The sequence below is a fragment of the Streptomyces sp. NPDC006510 genome, assembly GCF_040611955.1.
Classification (GTDB): domain Bacteria; phylum Actinomycetota; class Actinomycetes; order Streptomycetales; family Streptomycetaceae; genus Streptomyces.
On the sequence record NZ_JBEXPH010000043.1, the window covers coordinates 1 to 21,369 of the forward strand.

General features: G+C 70.8%; 17 protein-coding genes. 6 read left to right on the plus strand and 11 right to left on the minus strand.

Annotation, left to right across the window (positions count from 1 at the left end):
• Both ABZY11_RS15800 and ABZY11_RS15805 read left to right on the plus strand, forming a co-directional pair.
• Positions 1 to 368, plus strand: a 368-nt coding sequence (locus ABZY11_RS15800) for a (2Fe-2S)-binding protein (protein ID WP_356479681.1), incomplete at its 5' end; no start/stop codon positions are given.
• 192 nt (positions 369 to 560) lie between these two features.
• Positions 561 to 1,637 carry a DUF2637 domain-containing protein gene (locus ABZY11_RS15805; RefSeq protein WP_356479682.1) on the plus strand — a complete coding sequence of 359 codons (1,077 nt, stop codon included), beginning with the start codon at positions 561 to 563 and terminating at the stop codon, positions 1,635 to 1,637.
• Positions 1,638 to 1,754: 117 nt separating this feature from the next.
• Here ABZY11_RS15805 and ABZY11_RS15810 read toward each other — a convergent pair whose 3' ends face one another.
• Complete coding sequence (locus ABZY11_RS15810; RefSeq protein WP_356479721.1) at positions 1,755 to 2,117, minus strand: ATP-binding protein; 363 nt, start codon at positions 2,115 to 2,117, stop codon at positions 1,755 to 1,757.
• Positions 2,118 to 2,494: 377 nt separating this feature from the next.
• Between ABZY11_RS15810 and ABZY11_RS15815 the strand changes: the two genes are divergently transcribed.
• Together ABZY11_RS15815 and ABZY11_RS15820 are read left to right on the plus strand one after the other, a co-directional pair.
• A complete protein-coding gene (locus ABZY11_RS15815; protein WP_356479683.1) occupies positions 2,495 to 2,893 on the plus strand; it encodes a ribonuclease domain-containing protein in 399 nt (132 codons plus the stop codon).
• A gap of 94 nt (positions 2,894 to 2,987) precedes the next feature.
• Complete coding sequence (locus ABZY11_RS15820) at positions 2,988 to 3,377, plus strand: barstar family protein (protein ID WP_356479684.1); 390 nt, start codon at positions 2,988 to 2,990, stop codon at positions 3,375 to 3,377.
• Between the two features lie 74 nt (positions 3,378 to 3,451).
• On the opposite strand, the gene ABZY11_RS15825 is transcribed toward ABZY11_RS15820, so the two are convergent.
• On the minus strand, positions 3,452 to 5,833 hold the full coding sequence (locus tag ABZY11_RS15825) for a M9 family metallopeptidase (RefSeq protein ID WP_356479685.1): 2,382 nt from the start codon (positions 5,831 to 5,833) through the stop codon (positions 3,452 to 3,454).
• 331 nt (positions 5,834 to 6,164) lie between these two features.
• On the opposite strand from ABZY11_RS15825, the gene ABZY11_RS15830 reads away from it, so the two are divergent.
• Positions 6,165 to 7,643 carry an aminopeptidase P family protein gene (locus ABZY11_RS15830; RefSeq protein ID WP_356479686.1) on the plus strand — a complete coding sequence of 493 codons (1,479 nt, stop codon included), beginning with the start codon at positions 6,165 to 6,167 and terminating at the stop codon, positions 7,641 to 7,643.
• Positions 7,644 to 7,784: 141 nt separating this feature from the next.
• Here ABZY11_RS15830 and ABZY11_RS15835 read toward each other — a convergent pair whose 3' ends face one another.
• From ABZY11_RS15835 to ABZY11_RS15865, 7 genes are all read right to left on the minus strand, one after another.
• Positions 7,785 to 8,513: a GntR family transcriptional regulator gene (locus ABZY11_RS15835; protein WP_356479687.1), complete on the minus strand. Its 729-nt coding sequence runs from the start codon at positions 8,511 to 8,513 to the stop codon at positions 7,785 to 7,787.
• 88 nt (positions 8,514 to 8,601) lie between these two features.
• On the minus strand, positions 8,602 to 9,546 hold the full coding sequence (locus tag ABZY11_RS15840) for an ornithine cyclodeaminase family protein (protein ID WP_356479688.1): 945 nt from the start codon (positions 9,544 to 9,546) through the stop codon (positions 8,602 to 8,604).
• Positions 9,543 to 10,544: a proline racemase family protein gene (locus ABZY11_RS15845; RefSeq protein WP_356479689.1), complete on the minus strand. Its 1,002-nt coding sequence runs from the start codon at positions 10,542 to 10,544 to the stop codon at positions 9,543 to 9,545. The genes ABZY11_RS15840 and ABZY11_RS15845 overlap by 4 nt, the downstream gene beginning before the upstream one ends.
• Positions 10,545 to 10,657: 113 nt before the next feature.
• Entirely contained in the window at positions 10,658 to 11,566 is a 909-nt protein-coding gene (locus ABZY11_RS15850) for a dihydrodipicolinate synthase family protein (protein WP_356479690.1), read from the minus strand.
• Between the two features lie 136 nt (positions 11,567 to 11,702).
• Entirely contained in the window at positions 11,703 to 13,169 is a 1,467-nt protein-coding gene (locus ABZY11_RS15855; RefSeq protein ID WP_356479691.1) for an NAD(P)/FAD-dependent oxidoreductase, read from the minus strand.
• The gene (locus ABZY11_RS15860; protein ID WP_356479692.1) at positions 13,150 to 13,476 is read right to left on the minus strand and encodes a (2Fe-2S)-binding protein; all 327 of its coding nucleotides are present in this window, start codon (positions 13,474 to 13,476) and stop codon (positions 13,150 to 13,152) included. Before ABZY11_RS15860 ends, ABZY11_RS15855 begins: the two co-directional genes overlap by 20 nt.
• A 40-nt stretch (positions 13,477 to 13,516) precedes the next feature.
• Complete coding sequence (locus tag ABZY11_RS15865; RefSeq protein ID WP_356479693.1) at positions 13,517 to 14,683, minus strand: FAD-binding oxidoreductase; 1,167 nt, start codon at positions 14,681 to 14,683, stop codon at positions 13,517 to 13,519.
• A gap of 156 nt (positions 14,684 to 14,839) precedes the next feature.
• On the opposite strand from ABZY11_RS15865, the gene ABZY11_RS15870 reads away from it, so the two are divergent.
• Positions 14,840 to 17,959: a glycoside hydrolase family 38 C-terminal domain-containing protein gene (locus tag ABZY11_RS15870; RefSeq protein WP_356479694.1), complete on the plus strand. Its 3,120-nt coding sequence runs from the start codon at positions 14,840 to 14,842 to the stop codon at positions 17,957 to 17,959.
• A 21-nt stretch (positions 17,960 to 17,980) separates the two neighbouring features.
• Here the strand turns inward: ABZY11_RS15870 and ABZY11_RS15875 are convergent, their stop codons facing one another.
• Together ABZY11_RS15875 and ABZY11_RS15880 are read right to left on the minus strand one after the other, a co-directional pair.
• Positions 17,981 to 19,723, minus strand: coding sequence for a pyruvate dehydrogenase (locus ABZY11_RS15875; RefSeq protein WP_356479695.1), 1,743 nt, complete (start codon positions 19,721 to 19,723; stop codon positions 17,981 to 17,983).
• Positions 19,724 to 19,788: 65 nt separating this feature from the next.
• Positions 19,789 to 21,345 carry a protein phosphatase 2C domain-containing protein gene (locus ABZY11_RS15880; protein WP_356479696.1) on the minus strand — a complete coding sequence of 519 codons (1,557 nt, stop codon included), beginning with the start codon at positions 21,343 to 21,345 and terminating at the stop codon, positions 19,789 to 19,791.
• Positions 21,346 to 21,369: the final 24 nt, after the last annotated feature.

Consider the following 21,369-nt stretch of genomic DNA (forward strand, 5'->3'; position numbering starts at 1 on the left):
GTGCGCGCTATGACTTCGACACCGTCGTCGACCGCCGGGGCACCTGGTGCGTCCAGTGGGACGGGGTGGCGGACCGGTTCGGGGTGGACGGGCTCGAGATCGTCGAGGGCCTCTGGTACATCGCCCATCTGTTCGGCGAGGAGCGACGGGCGATGGCCGAGCTGGAGGCGCTGCTGCCGGGCACCACGAAGCCGTACGTCGGCTCCGCGGGCTTCCGCGAACTGACCGGGCCGGACGGCGAGTCGCTGCCCACCCGCGACCGGGCGAGCTGCTGCCTCTTCTACACGCTGCGCCCCGAGGACACCTGCGTCACCTGTCCGCGCACCTGCGATGCAGACCGGGTACGGAAGCTGACACCCGCTCACTGATCGACACCGCCCGCACAAGCGGTAAGATTCGAACGCAACTCGGCGGTCACGTGCGGACATTCGAGCGGATCCCCGTCATCCGTGCGCCCTGCCGACCCAATGGCGTTCTCTTGCCCCGAAACCCCCCTGCGCGCGACGGGGTTTCGGCAATCATGGCGCCCGAAATGCCCTACGCGATGCAAGGGACCGCGCATGAGACTGACCGACATATCGCTTAATTGGCTGCTTCCGGGCGCCGTGCTGCTCGTGGGAGTCCTGGCGGCGGTGGCGGTGGTCGCACGCGGCAAGCGCGCCGCTGAGACATCCCCGGCCGACGACAGCTGGGAACGCAGCGAGGAGCGTCGCAGACGCAAGGAGGCCCTGTACGCCACCGCCTCGTACGTCCTGCTGTTCTGCTGTGCGGCGGTGGCCGCCGCGCTCTCCTTCCATGGGCTCGTCGGCTTCGGCGAGCAGAACCTCGGCCTCTCCGGCGGCTGGGAATACCTCGTCCCCTTCGGCCTCGACGGGGCGGCCATGTTCTGCTCCGTGCTCGCGGTGCGCGAGGCCAGCCACGGTGACGCGGCGCTCGGCTCACGACTGCTCGTGTGGACCTTCGCCGGTGCCGCCGCCTGGTTCAACTGGGTGCACGCGCCGCGCGGGATCGACCACGCGGGCGCCCCGCACTTCTTCGCGGGGATGTCGCTCTCGGCGGCCGTACTGTTCGACCGGGCACTGAAGCAGACCCGCCGGGCCGCGCTGCGCGAGCAGGGTCTGGTGCCCCGCCCGCTGCCGCAGATCCGGATCGTACGGTGGCTGCGCGCCCCCCGGGAGACCTTCGGCGCCTGGTCGCTGATGCTGCTGGAGGGCGTACGCACCCTGGACGAGGCGGTCGACGAGGTACGTGAGGACAGGCGGGAGAAGGAGCAGAACCGGCTCCGCAGGAAGGACCAGGAGAAGCTGGACCGGGCCCACATCAAGGCGTTGAACCGGCAGAACCGGGCCTGGCACCGGGTCGGCCGCGGCGGCACCCAGGTGGACATCCAGGCCATCACCGCCACGGCGGGCGCCGCCCAGTCCGTCGCGGAGCCCGCCATATCCGAGCCGGGACAACTGCCGTTGCGCCCCCGGCCATCCCTGCAAGCCGTGACGGGACCGAGCGCCGGCACCCCGGACCGGCGCCCGGATGAACCCATCACCGTCGACCTCACCGCCGAGGACGACACCCAGGCACTGCCCCGGCTCGATTCGCTGGAGCAGAAGCTGAAGGATCTGGAGCAGCAGTTCGGCTGACGCCGCACGGATCGGCCGGGCGACCTCGCCCGGCCGGTCCGCGGCGGCCCCGCCGGTCCGCGGCGGCCCCGCCGGTCCGCGGCGAGAGGCCCTGACGGCCCGGTCACCTCCGGTGCGTCAGGGCCTCTCGCCGTCCAGCTCGAACCAGACGACCTTGCCCAGCGCATGGGCGCTGACTCCCCAGGCGTCCGCGAGACTCTGCACCAGGAGCAGCCCTCGGCCATGCGTACCGTCGTCGGCGTTCGGTACGTACGACAGGGGCAGTCCGGACACGAAGTCCCGTACTTCCACCCGCAGTTTGGCGGGCGCCACACTCACCGTGACGACCGCGCCGTGTCGCGTGTGGATCAGCGCGTTGGTCACCAGCTCGCTGAGCAGGAGCTCCGCCACCCGGGCCGGCTCGGCCCGCCACCGGTAGCGCAGGAACTCCCGTAAGTCACCTCTCACTTCACCCACCGCCGCCAGATCGGTGTGGGCCAGTCTGCGGTGCAGCCGGACCGGCTGCCGCCCTTGCGCCCCCGGCTCGTGCGAGGCCTCGCCTTTCATGGAATCGGCATCTCCCTGACGCTCCATCGTTTCCCCCGCCCGCACAGTCAATCGCCCCCTGCTCGTCGTCCCGTTTTCCCGTGGTGCCTGCTTCTCGCCGAACTCCTTCGCGGAACACGTTCACCGGATGCATGCCCCGCAGACGGGCCGCCACGCTTGTCGACTCATCAATAAGTGAACGGAGAACCGGAACCGGTCCGCGGGCTGCCGGACATCTGCCCGTCACATTTCCGCGCCTCGGGTTAACTTCCAAAAAATTCACATCGGTTGGCGTTGACGGGACCGTATCTACGCGCGTCATCATGGTGGCTATGCGAATCCCCCCACGGATCACCACGCTCGGTGGCGCAGCCGCCCTCCTGTCCGTTCTCCTCGTCGGCGGCCCGGTCACCACGGCCACCGCCTCCCCCGCGTCCATCGACTCGGTCGGCAGCATCTGCTATTCGGCGCTGCCCTCCCAGGCGCACGACACCCTCGACCTGATCGATGCGGGCGGCCCGTTCCCGTACTCGCAGGACGGCTCCGTCTTCCAGAACCGTGAAGGCGTCCTGCCCGGCCAGAGCACCGGCTACTACCACGAGTACACGGTCATCACCCCCAACTCCCCGACCCGCGGCGCGCGTCGGATCGTCACCGGTGAGCAGGCGCAGGAGGACTACTACACCAGCGACCACTACGCCACCTTCGACCTGATCGACCAGGGCTGCTGAAGCCCGGCCCCTCCGGACCGATCCGCGCCGTAGCCCCCCACCTGCGGCGCGGATCACGGACCGGGGGAAGCGAACGGACTTGTACGCTCCACCCATGACCGTGACCTATGTGATCGACGGCTCCCGGGTCACCGGCCTGGAGCGGTTCTGGCAAGTGATCGGCGAGGCGGTGAACGGGCCGGGCGGGTATTTCGGCCGCAACCTCGACGCCCTCGCGGACTGTCTCGGCGGCGGGATGGGCACTCCTGACGACGGCGATTTCGTCTTCGAGTGGCGGGACCACGCGTCTTCCGCACAGGCCCTGGGCCATGAGGAGACGGCGCGCTGTCTCCGGGAGAGCCTGAGCCGGGTGCATCCCACCAACCGGGCGGCCGTCCAGCAGCGGCTGGAGGAGGCCCTGGCGGGGCGTGGGCCGACACTCTTCGAGCTGATCGTGGAGATCCTGACGAGCGGCACGGCGCCCGGCGGGCTGCGGCTGCTGTGAGCCGGTGAGGTTCGGCTGGGCCGGCCTGCGGAGGGGCATCCCCTCCGCAGGCCGGCCGTTGTCGTGTGTGGTGCTCAGTACTTGGTGGAGACGGTCACACCGTCGAATCCCTCAACGGCGTGCAGGCTGATGAAGCGGTCTCCGGCTTCCGGGTGGTCGATGGTCAGCGTGTGCTCGTTCCCGGCACCGACGGCCCGGCTGGTGTAGGCGTCGGTGGTCGCCCACTTTTCCGCGTTGTAGTAGAGGTCGGCGTCGCCCGAGCCGCCCGTCACGGTGATCTGCAGCTGAGCGGTCCCCGCCGGAATGCGCACGTACAGATAGGCGTAGTCGTCCTTGACCGCCTTCAGCCCGCTGCGCTTGCAGTCCTTGCCCAGCTCCCTGGTGTCCTTCCCGGGGCACTCGCCCCCGGGCTCGGTGGGCGTGCCGCCGCCGCAACTGCCGGCCGCGCAGGCGGTCAGCCAGGTGTTCCAGTCGGTTTCGTAACGGTCGCCGATGGTCGATGTGAGCAGGGTGCGGGCACCGTCCCAGTCACCCTTGCGGTAGAGGCCGAGGAGCGTGTCGATGTCCCCGCGGTGGGACTCCAGCATGTAACGGACTGCCAGATAACCCCAGTTGTAGACACGGGTCTGGTCGGCGTTCTCGTAGGTGGTGTCGAACAGGGTCCGCAGGGTGTAGGTGCGGTTCGCGGCCTGGGCGATGGCGGCCTCGTAGTCGAGCTTGCGGTACGAGTAGGAGACGAACTCCGCGAAGCCCTCGACCCACCAGACGGTCGGCGTGGTCATTCCTGCGGCGAAGTCGCCGTACATGTTGTAGCGGCCGTCGAGGTAGTGCGTGTACTCGTGGTTGAGGTTCCAGATCTGGAAGTCGGGGCGGGCCCACTCTGCCTCGTAGGCTATGAACCGGGGCTGGTTGCCCTCGGCCTTGGGGTCGCCCTCCAGGTACATGCCGCCGTTGTTGGTGTCGATGCCGAAGATCACTCCGGCGTAGGTCTGGTAGTCGGTGCTGGAGTCGAAGGCCACGACCTCGATGGTCTTGTTGTTGTCGTCGGCGACCGCGCCGTTGTCCCGGGCCACCTCGTGGAAGTAGGCGTCCTGGTCGCGCAGGCTGGTGCAGCTGGCTTCGAGCTCCTCCGCGGTCATGTCCTGCGCCCGGATGGTGATGCTGTCGCTACAGGTGTGCTTCACCGGCAGGACGGCCTTCTCGAGACGCTCCGCGAGGTCACAGGCGCCGTACTCCGCGCAGTTGTCCTTGTCGTAGGCGTCGACCATCTTGGCCAGATTGACCCAGAGCGGGGCGGTGGGGCCGTCGATGGAGCTCTTGCCCATCAGGTCGACCGCGAGCGGGCTCGCCTTGGCGCGCAGCGAGTCCTCCTTGAGGAAGCGGCCGAGCTCGAGTCCCGCGTTGGAGACAAGGAACGACTGCTTGGTGTCCAGCAGGTCGAGGTGGTTCGCGGCGAAGTCGTGCAGGGAGTTCAGCACGCTGGAATCGGCCTCGATGGCGCTGATGAACTCGGGCACCTGGTGACCGCGGAACATGATCGTGTACACGCTGTTCACGGCGTTGAGCATGTACCAGGAGCTGTTGTACGACTCGTCGTAGTCGGTCAGCATCCGCTTGACGATGCTCAGGTAGCGGGCGTTCTCCTGGGCGCTGTCGACCAGGATGATCGCCTCGGACAGGCTCTCGCCGTTGGCGTCGGTGACGTCGAAGGCGTGCGAGGAGCCGAAGAAGCCGTCGAGCGCGCCCTGGATGGCCGTGCGCAGGCGCGGCCCGTACTCTCCGACGGTGTCGGGGTCGTAGTACTGCACGTAGTAGCCGGCCCGGAGGAAGAGGACCAGCTGGGGCATGCCGGTGCTGCTGTCACCGGGGTAGGAGGCCGATGCGTCGCGCATGGCATCGGCGATGGTGACCATCTGGTCCTCGCGGAAGGCGTGGTAGCCGTCCTGGCCCTGGAGACGGAACAGCGTGTTGACGCAGTCGGTGGTCGCCGCCTTGACCTTCTCGACCAGGGCGCCTCCGGTGTTGTTGGTGAAGTCGGTGATGTTGCACTCGGCCGCAGCCTTGCCGGACTTCTTGGCGCGGGCCCGCTTCTCGGCCTTCATCGAAGGTGCCAGGTGGCTCGGGAGCGCGGTGGCCGGGTCGTCGTAATCCCGCTTGAGCGCGTCCTTGGATGCGGACAGCGGCGGCCGGTAGGCGGCCTTGAGCGACTTGCGTTCGACGTGAGTGGCATCGTCGGCGGGTGCCGTCAGCGCCTCGGCGGTGGGGCCGCCGGGGTCCTCGGTCCGGGGTTCCACCCGCTTCTGGGCGGCGTCCGAGAGGTGGGGGGTCACGGTCGACGCGGCGGGGCGTTGCTCGACGGCCTGGCTCGGTGCCGTGAACAGGCCCACGCTCAGGCATGCTGCCAGGACCGCAGTGGACAGTCCGGTAAATCTCTGATGAACCGTTCGGTTCTTCACTTGCCGCCTCCCAGCGGAGTGGTGACCGCGCAACGATGCGCGGCTGTGGGGGAATGCGCGGGGTCGGTGCCGGACCGGGTCTGAACTCCACTCACGTTGTGACATGAGCACGGCTCCTTCCCGCTGCGGGCTGTACAATGGCACATGTCACATGTCCTTCGGAAGCCCTCTCACGCACATTCATCTGCGCGACAACTTCCCGTCAGCACCCGGGATTTGTGATGCGGCCCGCACGTACCGGCCGCCACCACCGTCTTTCCGGCCGCCGCCGCCGCCGCGTCCGACAGAGCCCGGAGCCCCGCGCCCGGACGCCGACAGACCCTGAGGAGCAATGCCCGTGCCCCATTCCTTCTCCGCGCCCCGTACCAGCAGTCACGACCTGCCGGTGTCGCCCGCCCTGGACGCCTTCATGAGCACGGCGTGGGCGAAAACCCCGCTGTCGGCGGACACCCGTGTCCCGTCCTACGACGTCACCCCCGCCCGCCGGGCCCGGCTGGCCGCCCGATTCCCGGGCGAGCGTCTGGTCATCCCGGCCGGCGCGCTCTCCGTCCGCTCCAACGACACCGACCACCGCTTCCGGCCGCACACCGGCTACGCCTGGCTCACCGGCCTCACCGGCGAGGACCAGGCCGGTCACGTCCTCGTCCTGGAGCCGGACGGCGACGAGCGGCACGAAGCGGTGCTGTATCTGCGGCCGCGGTCACCACGCACCGGCCAGGAGTTCTACCGTGACCGCAGATACGGGGAGTTCTGGGTCGGGCGCAGGCCCGACCTGGCGGAGGCCGCCCGGCTGACCGGCATCCGCTGCGCGCACCTGGACGCCTGGGAGAAGCTGCTCACCGGGCCGCAGCCCCCGGTACGGGTGCTGTCCGGGGTGGACCCGTCCGTCGATGAACTCCTGCGCTCCTGCCGTGCGTTCCCGCTCGGGCGCTCGGCGCCGGCCGGGCTCGAAGCAGTGCTCAGCGAGCTCCGGCTCATCAAGGACCCCTGGGAGGCCGGACAGTTGCAGCAGGCCGTCGACGCGACGACGGCGGGGTTCGAGGATGTGGTGCGAAGCCTGCCGCAGGCACTGCGGCACCCGCGCGGCGAGCGCTGGATCGAGGGCGTCTTCGATCTGCGCGCCCGGGCGGAGGGGAACGGTCCGGGCTACTCCACGATCGCCGCGGCCGGGGCACACGCCTGTGTCCTGCACTGGATCCGCAACGACGGCCCGCTGGACCGCGACCAGTTGTTGCTCCTGGACGCAGGGGTGGAGACCGACTCGCTCTATACGGCCGACATCACCCGCACCCTGCCTCTGTCCGGCCGCTTCTCCCCCGTGCAGCGCACCGTCTACGAACTGGTGCTGGCCGCGCAGGACGCGGGCATCGCGGCCCTGCGTCCTGGGGCGCGATTCCGTGACTTCCATCTGACGGCCATGCGGGTCATCGCCGAGGGGCTGCACGAGTGGGGCGTGCTGCCGATGTCCGCGGACGAGGCGCTCGATCCGGACAACGGCTTCTACCGCCGGTACACGCTCTGCAGCAGCGGCCACATGCTCGGCATGGACGTGCACGACTGTGCGCAGGCTCGTGCCGACACGTATCTGGACGGGCGTCTGGAAGCCGGTCAGGTGCTGACCGTGGAACCCGGGCTCTACCTCCAGCCCGACGACGAGACGCTGCCCCGGTCGCTGCGCGGGATCGGGGTGCGGATCGAGGACGACCTCGTGATCACGGCCGACGGCGCCCGTCTCATGTCGTCCGAGCTGCCGCGCACCGCCGACGGAATCGAGGAGTGGATGGGCTCGCTGCTGGAGACCGGGGCCTGACGACCCGCTTCAACGGCCGCCCGGCCGCCCGGGCGGGCGGCCGTTGAAGGACGGGGGCCGGGGCGGGCCTGCGGAGCCCGCGGGAGAGAGCGCCCGGGCAGCGGTGCGGTCGGTCCGAGGACTCCGGGCGGAACCGGTGGATCAGGCCTCTGCGGCCGGCAGTGACACCCTTCTGACCCGCATGCCTCCCGTGCCCGTGTCGTTGGGCTCCTCCTCGGCCCAGAGATTCCTGACATGTGACATATGAGCCAGCATGCACCTCTCTGCGCGCTCCGCGTTGCCCGCGATCAGGAGGTCGAGCAGTTGACCGTGCTCCTCGGCCGACTGGACCAACAGCCCGGTTTCGTCGAGCCGGTTCAGTCCGAAGAGGCGCGATCGCTTGCGCAGATTGCCGACTTCCTCCACCAGGCGGCGGTTTCCCGCCAGGCCGAGCAGTTCGAGATGGAAGCGGCGATCGGCCTCCAGATAGCCGAGGATGTCGTGCTCGGCGGCGGCTGCGACGATCGCCTGGGCCAGTGGCCGCATCGCCTCCAGCTCCCTGGTCCTGCCCATCCGGGCGATGCGGCCGATGGTGGGGACCTCGATCATGACCCGCAGCTCGGTGAAGTCGTCGAGATCCTGTTCGGTCAACTCCGTTATGCGGAAGCCCTTGTTGCGTACCGCTTCGACCAGGCCCTCGCGAGCCAGGTCGAGCATGGCCTCGCGGACCGGGGTCGCGGACACTCCGAAATCGGCGGCGAGCGTGGGAGCGGAGTAGATGACACCCGGGCGGAGGTCCCCTGCGATCAGGGCCGCCCTGAGGGCGTTTGCCACCCGGTCACGCAAGTGCTCCTGCGCGGAGATGGCGTTGAGCGTCGTCAGGCGGGCCATATTTGTTCCTCCAGCGCCGTGCGGGGCCTCAGAATACAATGTCACGTTTCCGTCAGGGCCCGTCGCTCCGGAGCTGTGGACAACTCGCTCAGAGCGCCGAATTCCGGTGCACCGCGGCGGCGACAGCGAGGTCCTCCCATCCCATTCCGACGCTCTTGAAGAACCGGGGGCCCTCGAAGTCGGCCAATTTCCCGCCGGGGTTGCGCCCGGTCACCAGCTCGGCGAGGTTGCCGTGGATGTCCTCGGCATCGAAGGCTCCCTCCCTCATCGGGATCAGCAGATCGCCCGCCTCCGACAGTGCCGCCGCCCGCGATTCGACGAAGACGGCGGAGCGGGACACCAGAGCGCTGTCGACCTCCCGGGCATCGTGGGTGTGCGAGCCGACCGCGACGACCGTCGCCCCGTCCGGTACGAGGTCACCGTCGAACAGCGGGGTGGCGGAGGTGGTGCAGCAGAGCACCAGATCGGCCGTGCCGACCTCCCCGGCGCCGTCGGCCCGCGCAACGCCGGCGTCCGCACCGAGCCGACGGGCGTGCTCGGCCAGTGCGTCGGCCCGGTGCGGGGTACGGCCGACCACGGTTACCCGTTCGACCCGGCGTTCCGCGAGCACCGCGGCAAGGTGCCCGTACGCCTGCGGGCCCGTTCCGAAGAGCACCAGATGGTGCACGACGGGCCCGGTGAGGTGGCGGATCGCGAGTGCGGACACGGCCGGTGTGCGCAGGGTCGTGAGCGCGGCCCCGTCCAGCAGGGCCAGCGGCAGCAGGGTGGGGGCGTCGAGCAGCAGATAGCTTCCGGTGATCCGGGGCAGGTCGCGCGCCGGGTTGGCCGGGGCCACCCCGGCGATCTTCACTCCGGTCACCTGCTGCGTGGTGGCGGGCATGATCAGCAGTTCCCCGCCCGGCACGGTGAGATGGTGCCGGGCAGGTGCTGTCTCCGGATCCAGTCCCCCGCGCAGCGCCACCTCCAGTGCGTCCACGGCTCCGGTCGGTCCCAGGGCCTCGATGTCATCGGCGCCGAGCAGGGGCAGCTTCACAGCAGGAATCCTTCGGGGAAGGGGTCGGACGGGTTCAGGAAGAATTGTGCGGTACCGGTGATCCAGGCGCGGCCGGTGACGGTGGGGACCACGGCCGGCAGCCCGCCCACGGTGGTTTCCTGGACGAGGCGTCCGGTGAACGAGGTGCCGATGAACGACTCGTTCACGAAGTCGGTGTCCAGGGGGAGTTCACCCCGTGCGTGCAGTTGCGCCATGCGTGCCGAGGTGCCGGTCCCGCAGGGCGAGCGGTCGAACCAGCCGGGATGGATGGCCATCGCGTGCCGGGAGTGGCGGGCGTCGGACCCGGGTGCGATGAACTGCACGTGCTTGAGGCCGTGAATGTCCGGGTCCTCGGGGTGGACGGGCCGGTCGGTGCCGTTGACCACGTCCATCAGGGCGAGTCCGGCGGCCAGGATGTCGTCCTTGCGCGCCCGGTCGAAGGGCAGCCCGAGGTCGGACAGCCGCACCATCGCGTAGAAGTTGCCGCCGTAGGCGAGGTCGTAGCGCACCGTTCCGTGGCCCGGTACGTCCGCCGTCCGGTCGAGCGCGACGCTGAACGCCGGAACGTTGGTCAGCGTCACGGCGGTGGCCGCGCCGTCCCGCACCGCCACGTCGACGCTGACGAGCCCGGCCGGGGTGTCCAGTCGTACGGTGGTGACGGGTTCGGTGACCTCCACCATGCCGGTCTCCACCAGGACGGTCGCCACCCCGATGGTCCCGTGCCCGCACATCGGCAGAAAGCCGGAGACCTCTATGTAGAGGACGCCGAAGTCGGCGTCCGGCCGGGTGGGTGGCTGGAGGATCGCGCCGCTCATGGCCGCGTGACCGCGCGGTTCGTACATGAGCAGGGTGCGCACGGCGTCCCGGTGCTGCTGGAAGTAGCTGCGCCGTTCGGCCATCGTCGCACCGGGGATGGTGCCGATGCCTCCGGTGATGACGCGGGTGGGCATGCCCTCGGTGTGTGAGTCGACGGCATGGAAGATGTGACGTGTCTGCAAGGCTCCCCCTGGTTCGTCACGACGGACACGAAGAACACGAGAAACGGGACGGAACGCTACGGCCGGGCTGGGCCGGGCGTTCCGTCCCGGCGTACGGCGGCGGGGCGCCGCTCTCAGTGAAGGCCCCCGGCGAGTGCCTTCTCTGTCGCGGCACGTACGGCGGCCGCGTCGTCGGCGGGGAGCGGGAACCGCGGCGGCCGCGTGCGGCCCCCATGGCGTCCGGCGACGTCCATGGACGCCTTGATGGCCTGGACGAACTCCGGCTTCGAGTCCCATCTCAGCAGCTCGTGCAGCTCCCGGTACAGCGGCAGGGCAGTTGCCATGTCACCGGTGACAGCGGCCCGGTACAGATCGACGCAGCAGGACGGCAACATGTTCGGGCAACCCGCGATCCACCCGACGGCGCCGGCGAGTGCCAGTTCCAGCAGTACGTCGTCGGCGCCCACGAGCAGGTCGAGGCCGGGCGCCCGTTCGGCGATCTCGTACGCCCTGCGGACGTCGCCGGTGAACTCCTTGACGGCCACGATGCTGCCGTCCTGGTGGAGGCGGGCGAGCAGGTCCGGTGTCAGATCCACCTTGGTGTCGTACGGGTTGTTGTACGCGACGACCGGCACCCCGACTTCGGCCACATCGGCGTAGTGGGCGCGCACCGCCGCCTCGTCGCAGCGGTATCCATTGGGCGGCAGCAGCAGTACGGAGCCGGCCCCGGCCTCGGCGGCCCGTTCCGCCCAGCGCCGTGACTCCGCGCTGCCGTAGGCGGCGACGCCCGGCATGACGCGGCTGCCGTCACCCGCGGCTTCGACGGCGACCCGGACGACCTCGTCGCGTTCGCTGTCGGTCAGGGTCTGGTACTCCCCCAGTGAGCCGTTGGGCACCACTCCGTCGCAGCCCGCCTCGATGAGCTGCCGCACGTGGGTGGCGTAGGCGTCGTAGTCGATGGTGCAGTCGTCGCGCAGGGTGAGCGGGGTGGCGACCATGACCCCGTGCCAGGGGCGGGTGCGCGAGTCGGTGTTCGTCTGCATCGTGACTCCTTGAGAGGTGTGACATGTCATGGTGTGGCAGAAACATGGACAAGGGTTGGCGAACGTTGCGCTCAGTTGCGCGCGGGAACCCGTCGCGGCGTGCCGTCGGGCTCCGAGTGGAGAACCGGCTGCGGGCCTACCCGGGGCCGGACAGGTCGGCGAGCGTGGACAGCTTCACGGGGCAGGCCAACGGGCGCCGGTCGGGTCCGCCCGGCTCGTGTCCGGCGCCGTGCGCGGCGGCGAGTTCACGGACGGCGAATCCGCACGTCCGGCCCTGGCACCACCCCATTCCGGCCCGGGTGAGCAGTTTGACCGTCCTGGTGTCACCGGCTCCCAGCTCCTCGCACGCCGTACGGATTCGGCCCGCGGTCACCTCTTCGCAGCGGCAGACCTCCGTATCGCCGGTCAGCCACCGGCTCCACCCGGTGCCCGGCCGGTGCACGGTCCCCATCAGCGCGGCGAAGGCCCGCAGGCGGCGCCGGGAGCGTCGCAGCCCGGCCGCTCTGCGCGCTTCCCCCTTCCGCACCCCGCCCCGCACCTCATGAATGACGGACAGTGCCGCCAGCTCACCTTCGCAGAGCGCGAGTTCGACGCCGCCGACGCCACCGGCCTCACCGGCCGCCCAGACCCCGGGGACGGTGGTCCTGAGCTGTTCGTCCAGGGTGACCGCGTGCGTTCCGTCGAGGCCCGGACGCGTACCGCAGCCGGCTGCCACGGCGAGCTCCAGCTGCGGCACGAGCCCGTGTCCCACGGCGAGCGCGTCGCAGGCGATCCGGTGGCCGGTCCCCTCGACGGGACGCCACTGACGGTCCACCCTGCTGACGGTCACCGCCTCCACCCGCTCGTCGCCGTGCACCTCGGTGACCGCCCGGTGGCTCAGCACCGGGACCCGGGCACGGGCCAGCCCCGCCGCGAACCGGGCCCCTTCCACCGCCTTTCCGGGGTTGACTGCCAGCACCCGGGGAGCACGGGCGTACGCTCCGTAGCCGGCGGCTTCGACCAGCGCCGGGACGCGGGCCCCCGCACGCGTCAGCGAGAGGGCGACCGCCTGCAGGAGCGGCCCGCTCCCCGCGACCACGATCCGGCGCCCCGGCAGCACCAGCCCCGACTTGAGCATGGCCTGGGCCCCCGCCGCGCCCACCACTCCCGGAAGTGTCCAGCCCGGGAAAGGCAGTTGACGCTCATGGGCGCCCGTCGCCAGAAGCATCCGGCGGGCCCGGACGGCGCTGCGGGCCTCCTCGTCGGCCCCGGAGACCGCGTGCAGGATCCACTCCCCGTCACCGGTTCGTTCGACCGTCCACACCTGGTGGCCGGTGAGATGGCGGATCGCTCCGCTGTCGCGGTGCGCGGCCAGCCGCGCGGAGAGTTCCGCGAAGGCGCGCCAGCCGTGGTGAAGGGCCCCGGGCCGGGTGGCGCCGAGTCCGTCGGCCGGGCTGCGGTAGTACTGCCCGCCGGGCGCGGCGGCCGCGTCCAGCAGAACCACGTCGAGCCCGTGGTCGGCAGCGGTGACGGCAGCGGCCAGACCCGCCGGTCCCGCGCCCACCACCGCGATTTCGGCGCGGTCGGTCTCCCGCGCCAGGGGCTCATCCGTCGAGTGCGGCATGCCCGTCACCCTCCTGCGTGGTGATGGCGTCGCCCGGCTTCGCGGGCAGCAGGCACGCACGCTGGTTGGGCCGGCCGTTGACGGTGGCCAGGCAGTCGTAGCAGGCACCGATGCCGCAGAAGGCGCCCCGCGGACGGCCGTGGACCCGGGTGGTGCGCCAGGTCAGGATGCCCGCCGACCAGAGTGCGGCGGCGACGGTCTGGCCCGGCAGTCCGCGGATCGGGCGGCCGTCGAAGGTCAGCTGGAACTCCGGTTCGGGCGTGGCCCCGACGAGTTCGGCGGGGGTACGTGCACGGGTGCGTCTCACTGGGTCCTCTCCTGGGGCGTGGTCGCCCCGCTCTCCACCGTCACGTGACATGGCTTGTGGCATCGAACCGCTCGGGTGCGAACGGGGCCAGATCGAGTGCGGGCCGCTTTCCCCCGATCGCGTCGGCGATCAGCAGTCCGGTCGCGGGCGCCAGCCCGATCCCGGCCCCCTCATGACCGCAGGCGTGGAAGAGCCCCGGCACCCGGGGGTCCGGCCCGATCGCGGGCAGATGATCGGGCAGGTAGGGGCGGAATCCGTGGTAGGCGCGCATCACCCGTACGTCGGCGAGTACGGGGAAGAGCGCGGCGGCCCGGGCCGCCAGCCGGGCGACCACCGGAACGGACAACGTCCGGTCGAAGCCGACCCGTTCGCGGCTCGCTCCGATGAGTACCGGCCCCGACGGCGTGCCCTCCACCACGGGCGAGGTCTGCAACGCGGCGGACCCGCTCGACACATCGGCCACGTACTCCGCGGCGTAGACCTTGTGCCGGATCAGCCACGGCAGTGGTTCGGTGACCAGCACGAACCCTCGGCGCGGCAGGACCGGCAGGTTCACCCCGGCCAGTGCGGCCAGGTCACCGCCCCAGGTGCCCGCCGCGTTGACCACGACGGGGGCGCGCAGTTCGCCCCGTGCCGTGCGCACCCCGGATACGGCGCCCTCCCGGTCCCTGAGTATCCCGACCACCTCCTCCCCCGGGCGGACGAGCGCGCCGGCCCGGGCGGCCGAACGCAGCAACTCGGCTGCGGCCAGGGCTGGTTGGACCTGTGCATCCTGTGGGTAGTGGCAGCCGCCGGCCAGCCCCGGTGCGAGGTGGGGCTCGATGTCGCGGAGCCGGTCGGATGTGACATGGTGCGCCGCGACGCCTGCCGCCCGCTGACCGGCGGCCGTCGCGGACAGGGTGGCCAGGGAGTCCTCGGACGCCGCGACGACCACACCACCCTTCATTTCGTACTCGATGTCCGGGGGCAGTTCCTCGGACAGTTGTTGCCACAACGTTGCGGAGAGCAGGGCGAGTTCAAGCTCCGGACCCGGCACTTTGTCGGAGACCAGGAGGTTGCCCTCGCCTGCTCCGGTGGTGCCGCCGCCCACCGGCCCGCGGTCGACGACGGCTACGGACAGTCCGGACCGGGAGGTGTAGTAGGCGCAGGCCGCACCGACCACTCCGGCCCCGACGATGACGACATCCAAGGGGTGTCTCGTGAGCACGGCAGTAATATGTCACATTGCTCAAGGGTCGCCAAGGGTGCGCACAGGGCCGGTTGATCAACCGTCACCCCGTCGCACGGCTCGCAGGGGTGCCGGGCCGGTCGCCGGGGAAGTGGAGCCATGGACACCCGCAGGCGCCGACCCCTTGGAGCCGTGATGCACGACGACCGCACCCTGGTGGAGGACCGCCTCGAACGCGCCCTTCACCAGTTCATCCGCCCCGCCCAGTACCCGGCCCGCACCCCGCTCGCACTCTCCGTGCGGCACCTCCCCGGCGAACCCGTTCCGGTGGCCCAGGTCCTCGGGGAGTCGTTCGAGCCGTTCAGCACGGGAACCGAGTGGGGGAAGCCCTGGTCCACCAGCTGGTTCCGGCTTGAGGGGACCGTTCCCGAGGAGTGGGCGGGGCGGCGGGTCGAGGTGGTCGTCGATCCCGGGTTCTCCGGTCAGGGGCCGGGCTTCCAGGCCGAGGGCATGCTCTATGACGCCGCGGGCGTCCCCATCAAGGGCATCCATCCGCGCAATCGCCATCTGACGCTGGCCTCCCCGGCCACGGGCGGTGAGCCGGTCTCGCTGCTGCTGGAGGCGGCGGCCAACCCGGCCGTCCTGGAGCACGGCTTCGCGCCGACGCCGCTCGGGGACGTGACGACGGCCGGTGACCGACCGCTCCACCGGTTCGCCTCCGCGGACCTGGCGGTGCTGGACGAGGAGGTCTGGCATCTGGTCCTGGACACCGAGGTGCTCTCCGAGCTGATGCGGGAACTCCCCGTCGAACGCTCTCGACGGCACGAGATCCTGCGGTCGCTGGAGCGCATGCTCGACGCGCTGGATCTGCACGACGTGGCGGGCACGGCGCGGGCCGGCCGGGACGAGCTGGCCGAAGCGCTGTCCCGCCCGGCTGCGGCGAGCGCGCACCGGATCTCGGCCGCGGGCCATGCGCACATCGACTCGGCGTGGCTGTGGCCGCTGCGCGAGACGGTGCGCAAGGCCTCGCGCACCTTCGCCAATGTCACCGCGCTGGCCCAGGACTATCCGGAGCTGGTCTTCGCGGCTTCGCAGGCCCAGCAGTACGCCTGGGTGAAGGAACACCAGCCGCACATCTGGGAGCGGATCAAGCAGGCCGTGGCGGACGGGCAGTGGGCGCCGGTGGGGTCGATGTGGGTGGAGTCCGATTCCAATATGCCCGGGGGCGAAGCGCTGGCCCGGCAACTCGTGCACGGCAAGCGGTTCTTCGAACGGGAGCTGGGGGTGGAGACCGAGGAGATCTGGCTGCCGGACTCCTTCGGCTACACGGCCGCCTTCCCGCAGCTGGCCCGGCTGGCGGGGGTGAAATGGTTCCTGACCCAGAAGCTTTCCTGGAACCAGAGCAACAAAATGCCCCATCACACCTTCTGGTGGGAGGGCATCGACGGGACCAGGGTCTTCACGCACTTCCCGCCCGTGGACACCTACAACGCCCAGTTCCACGGCAGCGAACTCGCCCATGCCGAACGGAACTTCGCGGAGAAGGGGCTGGCGACCCGCTCCCTCGTCCCGTTCGGCTGGGGTGACGGCGGGGGCGGCCCCACCCGCGAGATGCTGGAGAAGGCGCGCAGACTAAGGGACCTGGAGGGTTCGCCGCGGGTCGACATCGAGCGCCCGGCCGCGTTCTTCGCGGCGGCCGAGGAGGAGTACGGGGCACAGGCCCCGGTCTGGTCGGGCGAAATGTATCTGGAGCTGCACCGGGCCACGTACACCACCCAGGCCAAGACCAAACAGGGCAACCGCCGCAGCGAACACCTTCTCCGCGAGGCCGAGTTGTGGGCCACGGCGGCGGCCCTGCGCAACCCGTCCGACCGCTACGGCTATCCGTACGGGGCGCTGGACCGGCTGTGGAAGACGGTCCTGCTGCATCAGTTCCATGACATCCTGCCCGGCTCGTCGATCGCCTGGGTGCACCGGGAGGCCCGCGAGACCTACGAGCGGGTGCGGGCGGAACTGGCGGATCTGGTGGCGGACGCGGTGGCCGCACTGGGCGCGGCCGATGGCCTGGTGGCGCTCAACTCCTCCCCGTACCAACGCCGTCAGGTGATGGAGCTGGACGCAGAAGCGGGCGCGGTGCTGCCCTCCGGCGCGCGGGTGCAGCGCCTGGGCGACGGTCGTACGGTGGTGCTGGCCGACAGCCCCGGGCTCGGCGCGGGCCCGCTGAACGGCTCGGCGGTGCCGGAGCACCCGGTCACCGCGACCGACGCGGCGGGCGAGGGCCTCGTACTCGACAACGGGCTGCTGCGGGTGGTGGTCGACGGCGACGGGCTGATCGCCGCCGTCCGCGATCTCGGCGCGGGGCGGGACGTCCTCGCCCCCGGCCACCGGGCCAACCTCCTCCAGCTGCACCCGGATCACCCCAGTCACTGGGACGCCTGGGACATCGACCGGCACTACCGCCGCACCTGGACCGACCTCACCGACGCCGACTCCGTCGAGCTGGTGGAGGAAGGGCCGCTGCGGGCCGCGGTCCGCGTCCAGCGGTCCTTCGGGCACTCACATGTCACACAGGAGATCCGGCTGACCGCGGGCAGCCGGCGGATCGACATCGACACCGAGGTCGACTGGCGGGAGTCGGAGAAGGTCCTCAAGGCGGCGTTCCCGCTCGATGTGCACGCCGAACGGTCCACGTCCGAGATCCAGTTCGGCCACGTCCACCGCCCCACGCACGAGAACACCGGCTGGGACGCGGCCCGCTTCGAGATCTGCGCCCATCGCTGGCTGCGGGTCGCCGAACCGGGGTACGGCGTCACCCTGCTCAACGACTCGACGTACGGGCACGAGGTGACCCGGACCCCGCACGGTTCGGGCCTCGGCACGACCGTACGGCTGACGCTGCTTCGCGCCCCGCACAGCCCCGACCCGGAGGCCGACCTCGGCCGCCACCGGTTCGGCTACGCGCTGGCGCCGGGCGGCGGGATCACGGACTCGGTACGGGAAGGGCTCGCGCTCAACCTGCCGTTGCGGGCGGCGGTGGCGCCCGTTCTGCCGTCACTGGTGGACACGGGGCATCCGGCGGTCACGGTGGAGTCGGTGAAGCTCGCGGAGGACCGGAGCGGCGATGTGATCGTGCGGCTGTACGAGTCTGCGGGCGGCCGCGCCGGCACCACGCTGCGGGTCGGGTTCCCCGTCGTACGGGCCCAGGTCACCGATCTGCTGGAACGGCCGCTGCGCGAGGCGGACACCGACGAGCGGGGTCTCGTACTGTCGCTCCGGCCGTTCCAGATCCTGACGCTGCGGCTGACCCCGGCGTGACGGCCCGGCGACGGGCCCCGTTCAGGGGCGGGGCACGTTGCGCAGATTGGAGCGGGCCATCTGGACCATCCGGCCCACTCCCCCGTCCAGCACGATCTTGCTTGCGGAGAGCGCGAAGCCGGTCACCATCTCGGCGCTGATCTTCGGCGGGATGGAGAGGGCGTTGGGGTCGGTGACGACATCGACGAGCGCCGGGCCCTTGTGCTTGAAGGCATCCTTGAGGGCGCCTTCGAGCTGCTTGGGCTTCTCCACCCGCACGCCGTACGCCCCGGCGGCTCGGGCGATCGCCGCGAAGTCGGGGTTCTTGTTGGTCGTACCGAACGACGGCAGACCCGCGACCAGCATCTCCAGCTCGACCATGCTGAGCGAGGAGTTGTTGAACAGCACGACCTTCACCGGCAGGTCGTACTGCACCAGGGTCAGGAAGTCGCCCATCAGCATGGTGAATCCGCCGTCGCCGGACATCGAGACGACCTGCCGGTTCCGGTCGGTGAACTGGGCGCCGATGGCCTGCGGGAGCGCGTTGGCCATCGAGCCGTGACTGAACGATCCGATGACGCGGCGCTTGCCGTTGGGAGAGAGATAGCGTGCGGCCCACACATTGCACATACCGGTGTCGACGGTGAACACGGCGTCGTCGTCTGCCAGTTCGTCCAGGACCGAGGCGACGTACTCCGGATGGATCGGGACGTGCTTCTCTACCTTGCGGGTGTACGCCTTGACCACGCCCTCCAGCGCGTCGGCGTGCTTCTTCAGCATCCGGTCGAGGAACTTGCGGTCGGTCTTGACCTGCACCTGCGGGGTCAGACAGCGCAGGGTCTCGCGGACATCGCCCCAGACCGCCAGATCCAGCTTGGAACGACGGCCCAGGTGCTCGGGGCGCACATCGACCTGGACGATCTTCACATCGGACGGGAGGAAGGCGTTGTACGGGAAGTCGGTGCCGAGCAGGATGAGGAGATCGCACTCGTTGGTCGCCTCGTAGGCGGCGCCGTAGCCGAGCAGACCGCTCATGCCGACGTCGTACGGGTTGTCGTACTGGATCCACTCCTTGCCGCGCAGCGCGTGCCCGACCGGGGCCTTCACCCGTTCGGCGAACTCCATCACCTCGGCGTGGGCGCCCGCCGTGCCGCTGCCGCAGAACAATGTCACACGTTTCGCCCCGTCGACCATCCGGCGGAGCTTGTCGATCTCCTCGTCACCGGGCCGGACCGTCGGCCGCGAGGTGACCAGCGCGTGCTCGATGGACTTCTCCGGTGCGGGCTGCGATGCGATGTCACCGGGCATGGTGACGACGCTGACCCCACCCCGGCCGATCGCGTGCTGAATGGCCGTCTGGAGCAGCCGCGGCATCTGCTGCGGGTTGGAGATCATCTCGTTGTAGTGGCTGCACTCCTGGAAGATCAGCTCCGGGTGGGTCTCCTGGAAGTAGCCGAGACCGATCTCGCTCGACGGGATGTGCGAGGCGAGGGCGAGCACGGGGGCCATGGAGCGGTGGGCGTCGTAGAGGCCGTTGATGAGGTGCAGATTGCCGGGGCCGCACGATCCGGCGCAGGCCGTCAGCGAGCCCGTGATCTGGGCCTCCGCGCCGGCGGCGAAAGCGGCGGTCTCCTCGTGCCTGACCTGGATCCAGTCGATGGCCCGGTTGCGGCGGATGGCGTCGACGACGGGGTTGAGGCTGTCGCCGACGACGCCGTACATACGCTTGACGCCCGCCCGTACGAGGATGTCGACGAACTGCTCCGACACGTTCTGCTTGGCCATGGGTGCGTACCCTTTCCGCGCTTCGGCTTCCGGATTCCGCATCCATCAACCCATGGCGCGCGCGGTTACGCCTCCCAGACGCCGACGCCCGTACGGTCGTCGGAGTACCCCTTCACGCGGAGCTGGGTGTCCGCGAGGAAGGCCACGAGCCCGGGTGCGTCGTCGGGCGCCCAGCGTCCGGCGAGCTCCCGGGCCAGGGCGGGTTCGCCGCGCAGCGGTTCGGCCAGTCCGGGACTGCACAGCAGCAGGGTGTCTCCCGGCCGGGCCACCGAGCCCCGGAACCGGAACGGTTCTGCCGGTGGGCCGGGCGGGGGCTCCGCATACGGGGCCGCGGGCGTGGCGATGGCCGGATCCTTGGTGAGGCGGTCACCGTCGGCGCCGCTCTCGGGGGACGCGGCCCCGGAGCCGGGACCGGCTCCGGGTTCCGTGCCGATGTCGTCGGCTGCCGGAACCACCGGTTCGAGGTCCTGCCAGATGCCGTCGCGCAGCCGGAAGAGACCACCGGCGCCGATGCCGAAGAAGACCCGCGTACGGCAGTCGGGGTCCGCCGACAGCAGGAGGCAGCGCAGACCCGCCGTGTACTGCTGCGGCTCCGTCCCCAGCTCGGCGGCGCGGGCGCGCAGCTTGCCATATGTGCGGTCGGTGAGCCGGTTCAGACCGGATTTGAGGTTTCCCCGGCGGCCCGCCCTTATGTCCTCGGAGAGCCGGACATGACTGCGGCCGACCGCTGCGCCGATCCAGCGGCAGGCGTCGGCCGCCGCAAGGTGTGCCGAGTCGGAGGCGCGGGCCCCGGTGGCGACGGCGACCAGGACCAGCGCGCGCTCGTCGGTGCCGAAGCGCGCGGTGAGCAGCGCGTCGCGGCGGGGCTCGCCGCGAAACCGTGCGGAGTCCCCGCGCACGGAGGCGGCGCGCAGGGTGTACGTGCCGTAGCGGGCGCCGTCGAGCACCGTGTCGGCGACGAGGCCGTCCAGCTCCTGCGGGACGGTGGCGGGCAGCGCGGTGGGCTCGGCGTCGTAGGTGGGCGGCCGGTCACCCACATGGCCGATCACCGGGCGGAGTACGGGGTCGGCTTCGCGCCCGGCCCCCGGTGCGGGTTCGACGGGTGTGTCAGATGTGACGGGTGCGATGACCGGGGCGACGGGGGCCTGCGCAGCCACGGCTCTCTCGGCGACCGGCCGTCTGGGCAGGGGCGGCGCGGGCGGCGCGGCCACCGGGTCGCGGACCGGCGGCACGGGCGGCGGCTCCGGCGCGCCTCGTTCCTCCCGGGCCGGCGGCCGGTCGGGCGCGGGCGGGGGATCGGCGGGAACGGGCGGGGCGGCGAAGGTACGCGGCTGCGGCGGACCGGCCGGGTACGCCCCCGACGCACGTATGGTCGCGACGGGCGGCTCCCACGGAGCACGCTCCCGCACCGGCCGCTCCACCGTCACCGCCTGGGGCGTCGCCCCCGCCGCCCCGTCGGATCCCCCGGGTCCAACCGGACCCACCGCGTCCGACGCCGAGTCGAAGCGGTCGTCGAGACTGTCGGCCGCGTCGCTCGTCCCGGTGTCCAGGGCGTCCTCGTCGTACAGCCTGTGCCACCAGTCGTCCTCGTGGGCGGCGGGCCTCTCCCCCTGCTGACTCATGCCCTTATTGTCGACCGCGAGGGC

Excerpts from the sequence above, each read along its gene's own strand:
- ABZY11_RS15805 (WP_356479682.1), top strand. The coding sequence starts at position 561 with ATGAGACTGACCGACATATCGCTTAATTGGCTGCTTCCGGGCGCCGTG.
- ABZY11_RS15815 (WP_356479683.1), top strand. The coding sequence starts at position 2,495 with ATGCGAATCCCCCCACGGATCACCACGCTCGGTGGCGCAGCCGCCCTC.
- ABZY11_RS15820 (WP_356479684.1), top strand. The coding sequence starts at position 2,988 with ATGACCGTGACCTATGTGATCGACGGCTCCCGGGTCACCGGCCTGGAG.
- ABZY11_RS15830 (WP_356479686.1), top strand. The coding sequence starts at position 6,165 with ATGCCCGTGCCCCATTCCTTCTCCGCGCCCCGTACCAGCAGTCACGAC.
- ABZY11_RS15835 (WP_356479687.1), bottom strand. The coding sequence starts at position 8,513 with ATGGCCCGCCTGACGACGCTCAACGCCATCTCCGCGCAGGAGCACTTG.
- ABZY11_RS15850 (WP_356479690.1), bottom strand. The coding sequence starts at position 11,566 with ATGCAGACGAACACCGACTCGCGCACCCGCCCCTGGCACGGGGTCATG.
- ABZY11_RS15855 (WP_356479691.1), bottom strand. The coding sequence starts at position 13,169 with ATGCCGCACTCGACGGATGAGCCCCTGGCGCGGGAGACCGACCGCGCC.
- ABZY11_RS15870 (WP_356479694.1), top strand. The coding sequence starts at position 14,840 with ATGCACGACGACCGCACCCTGGTGGAGGACCGCCTCGAACGCGCCCTT.
- ABZY11_RS15875 (WP_356479695.1), bottom strand. The coding sequence starts at position 19,723 with ATGGCCAAGCAGAACGTGTCGGAGCAGTTCGTCGACATCCTCGTACGG.
- ABZY11_RS15880 (WP_356479696.1), bottom strand. The coding sequence starts at position 21,345 with ATGAGTCAGCAGGGGGAGAGGCCCGCCGCCCACGAGGACGACTGGTGG.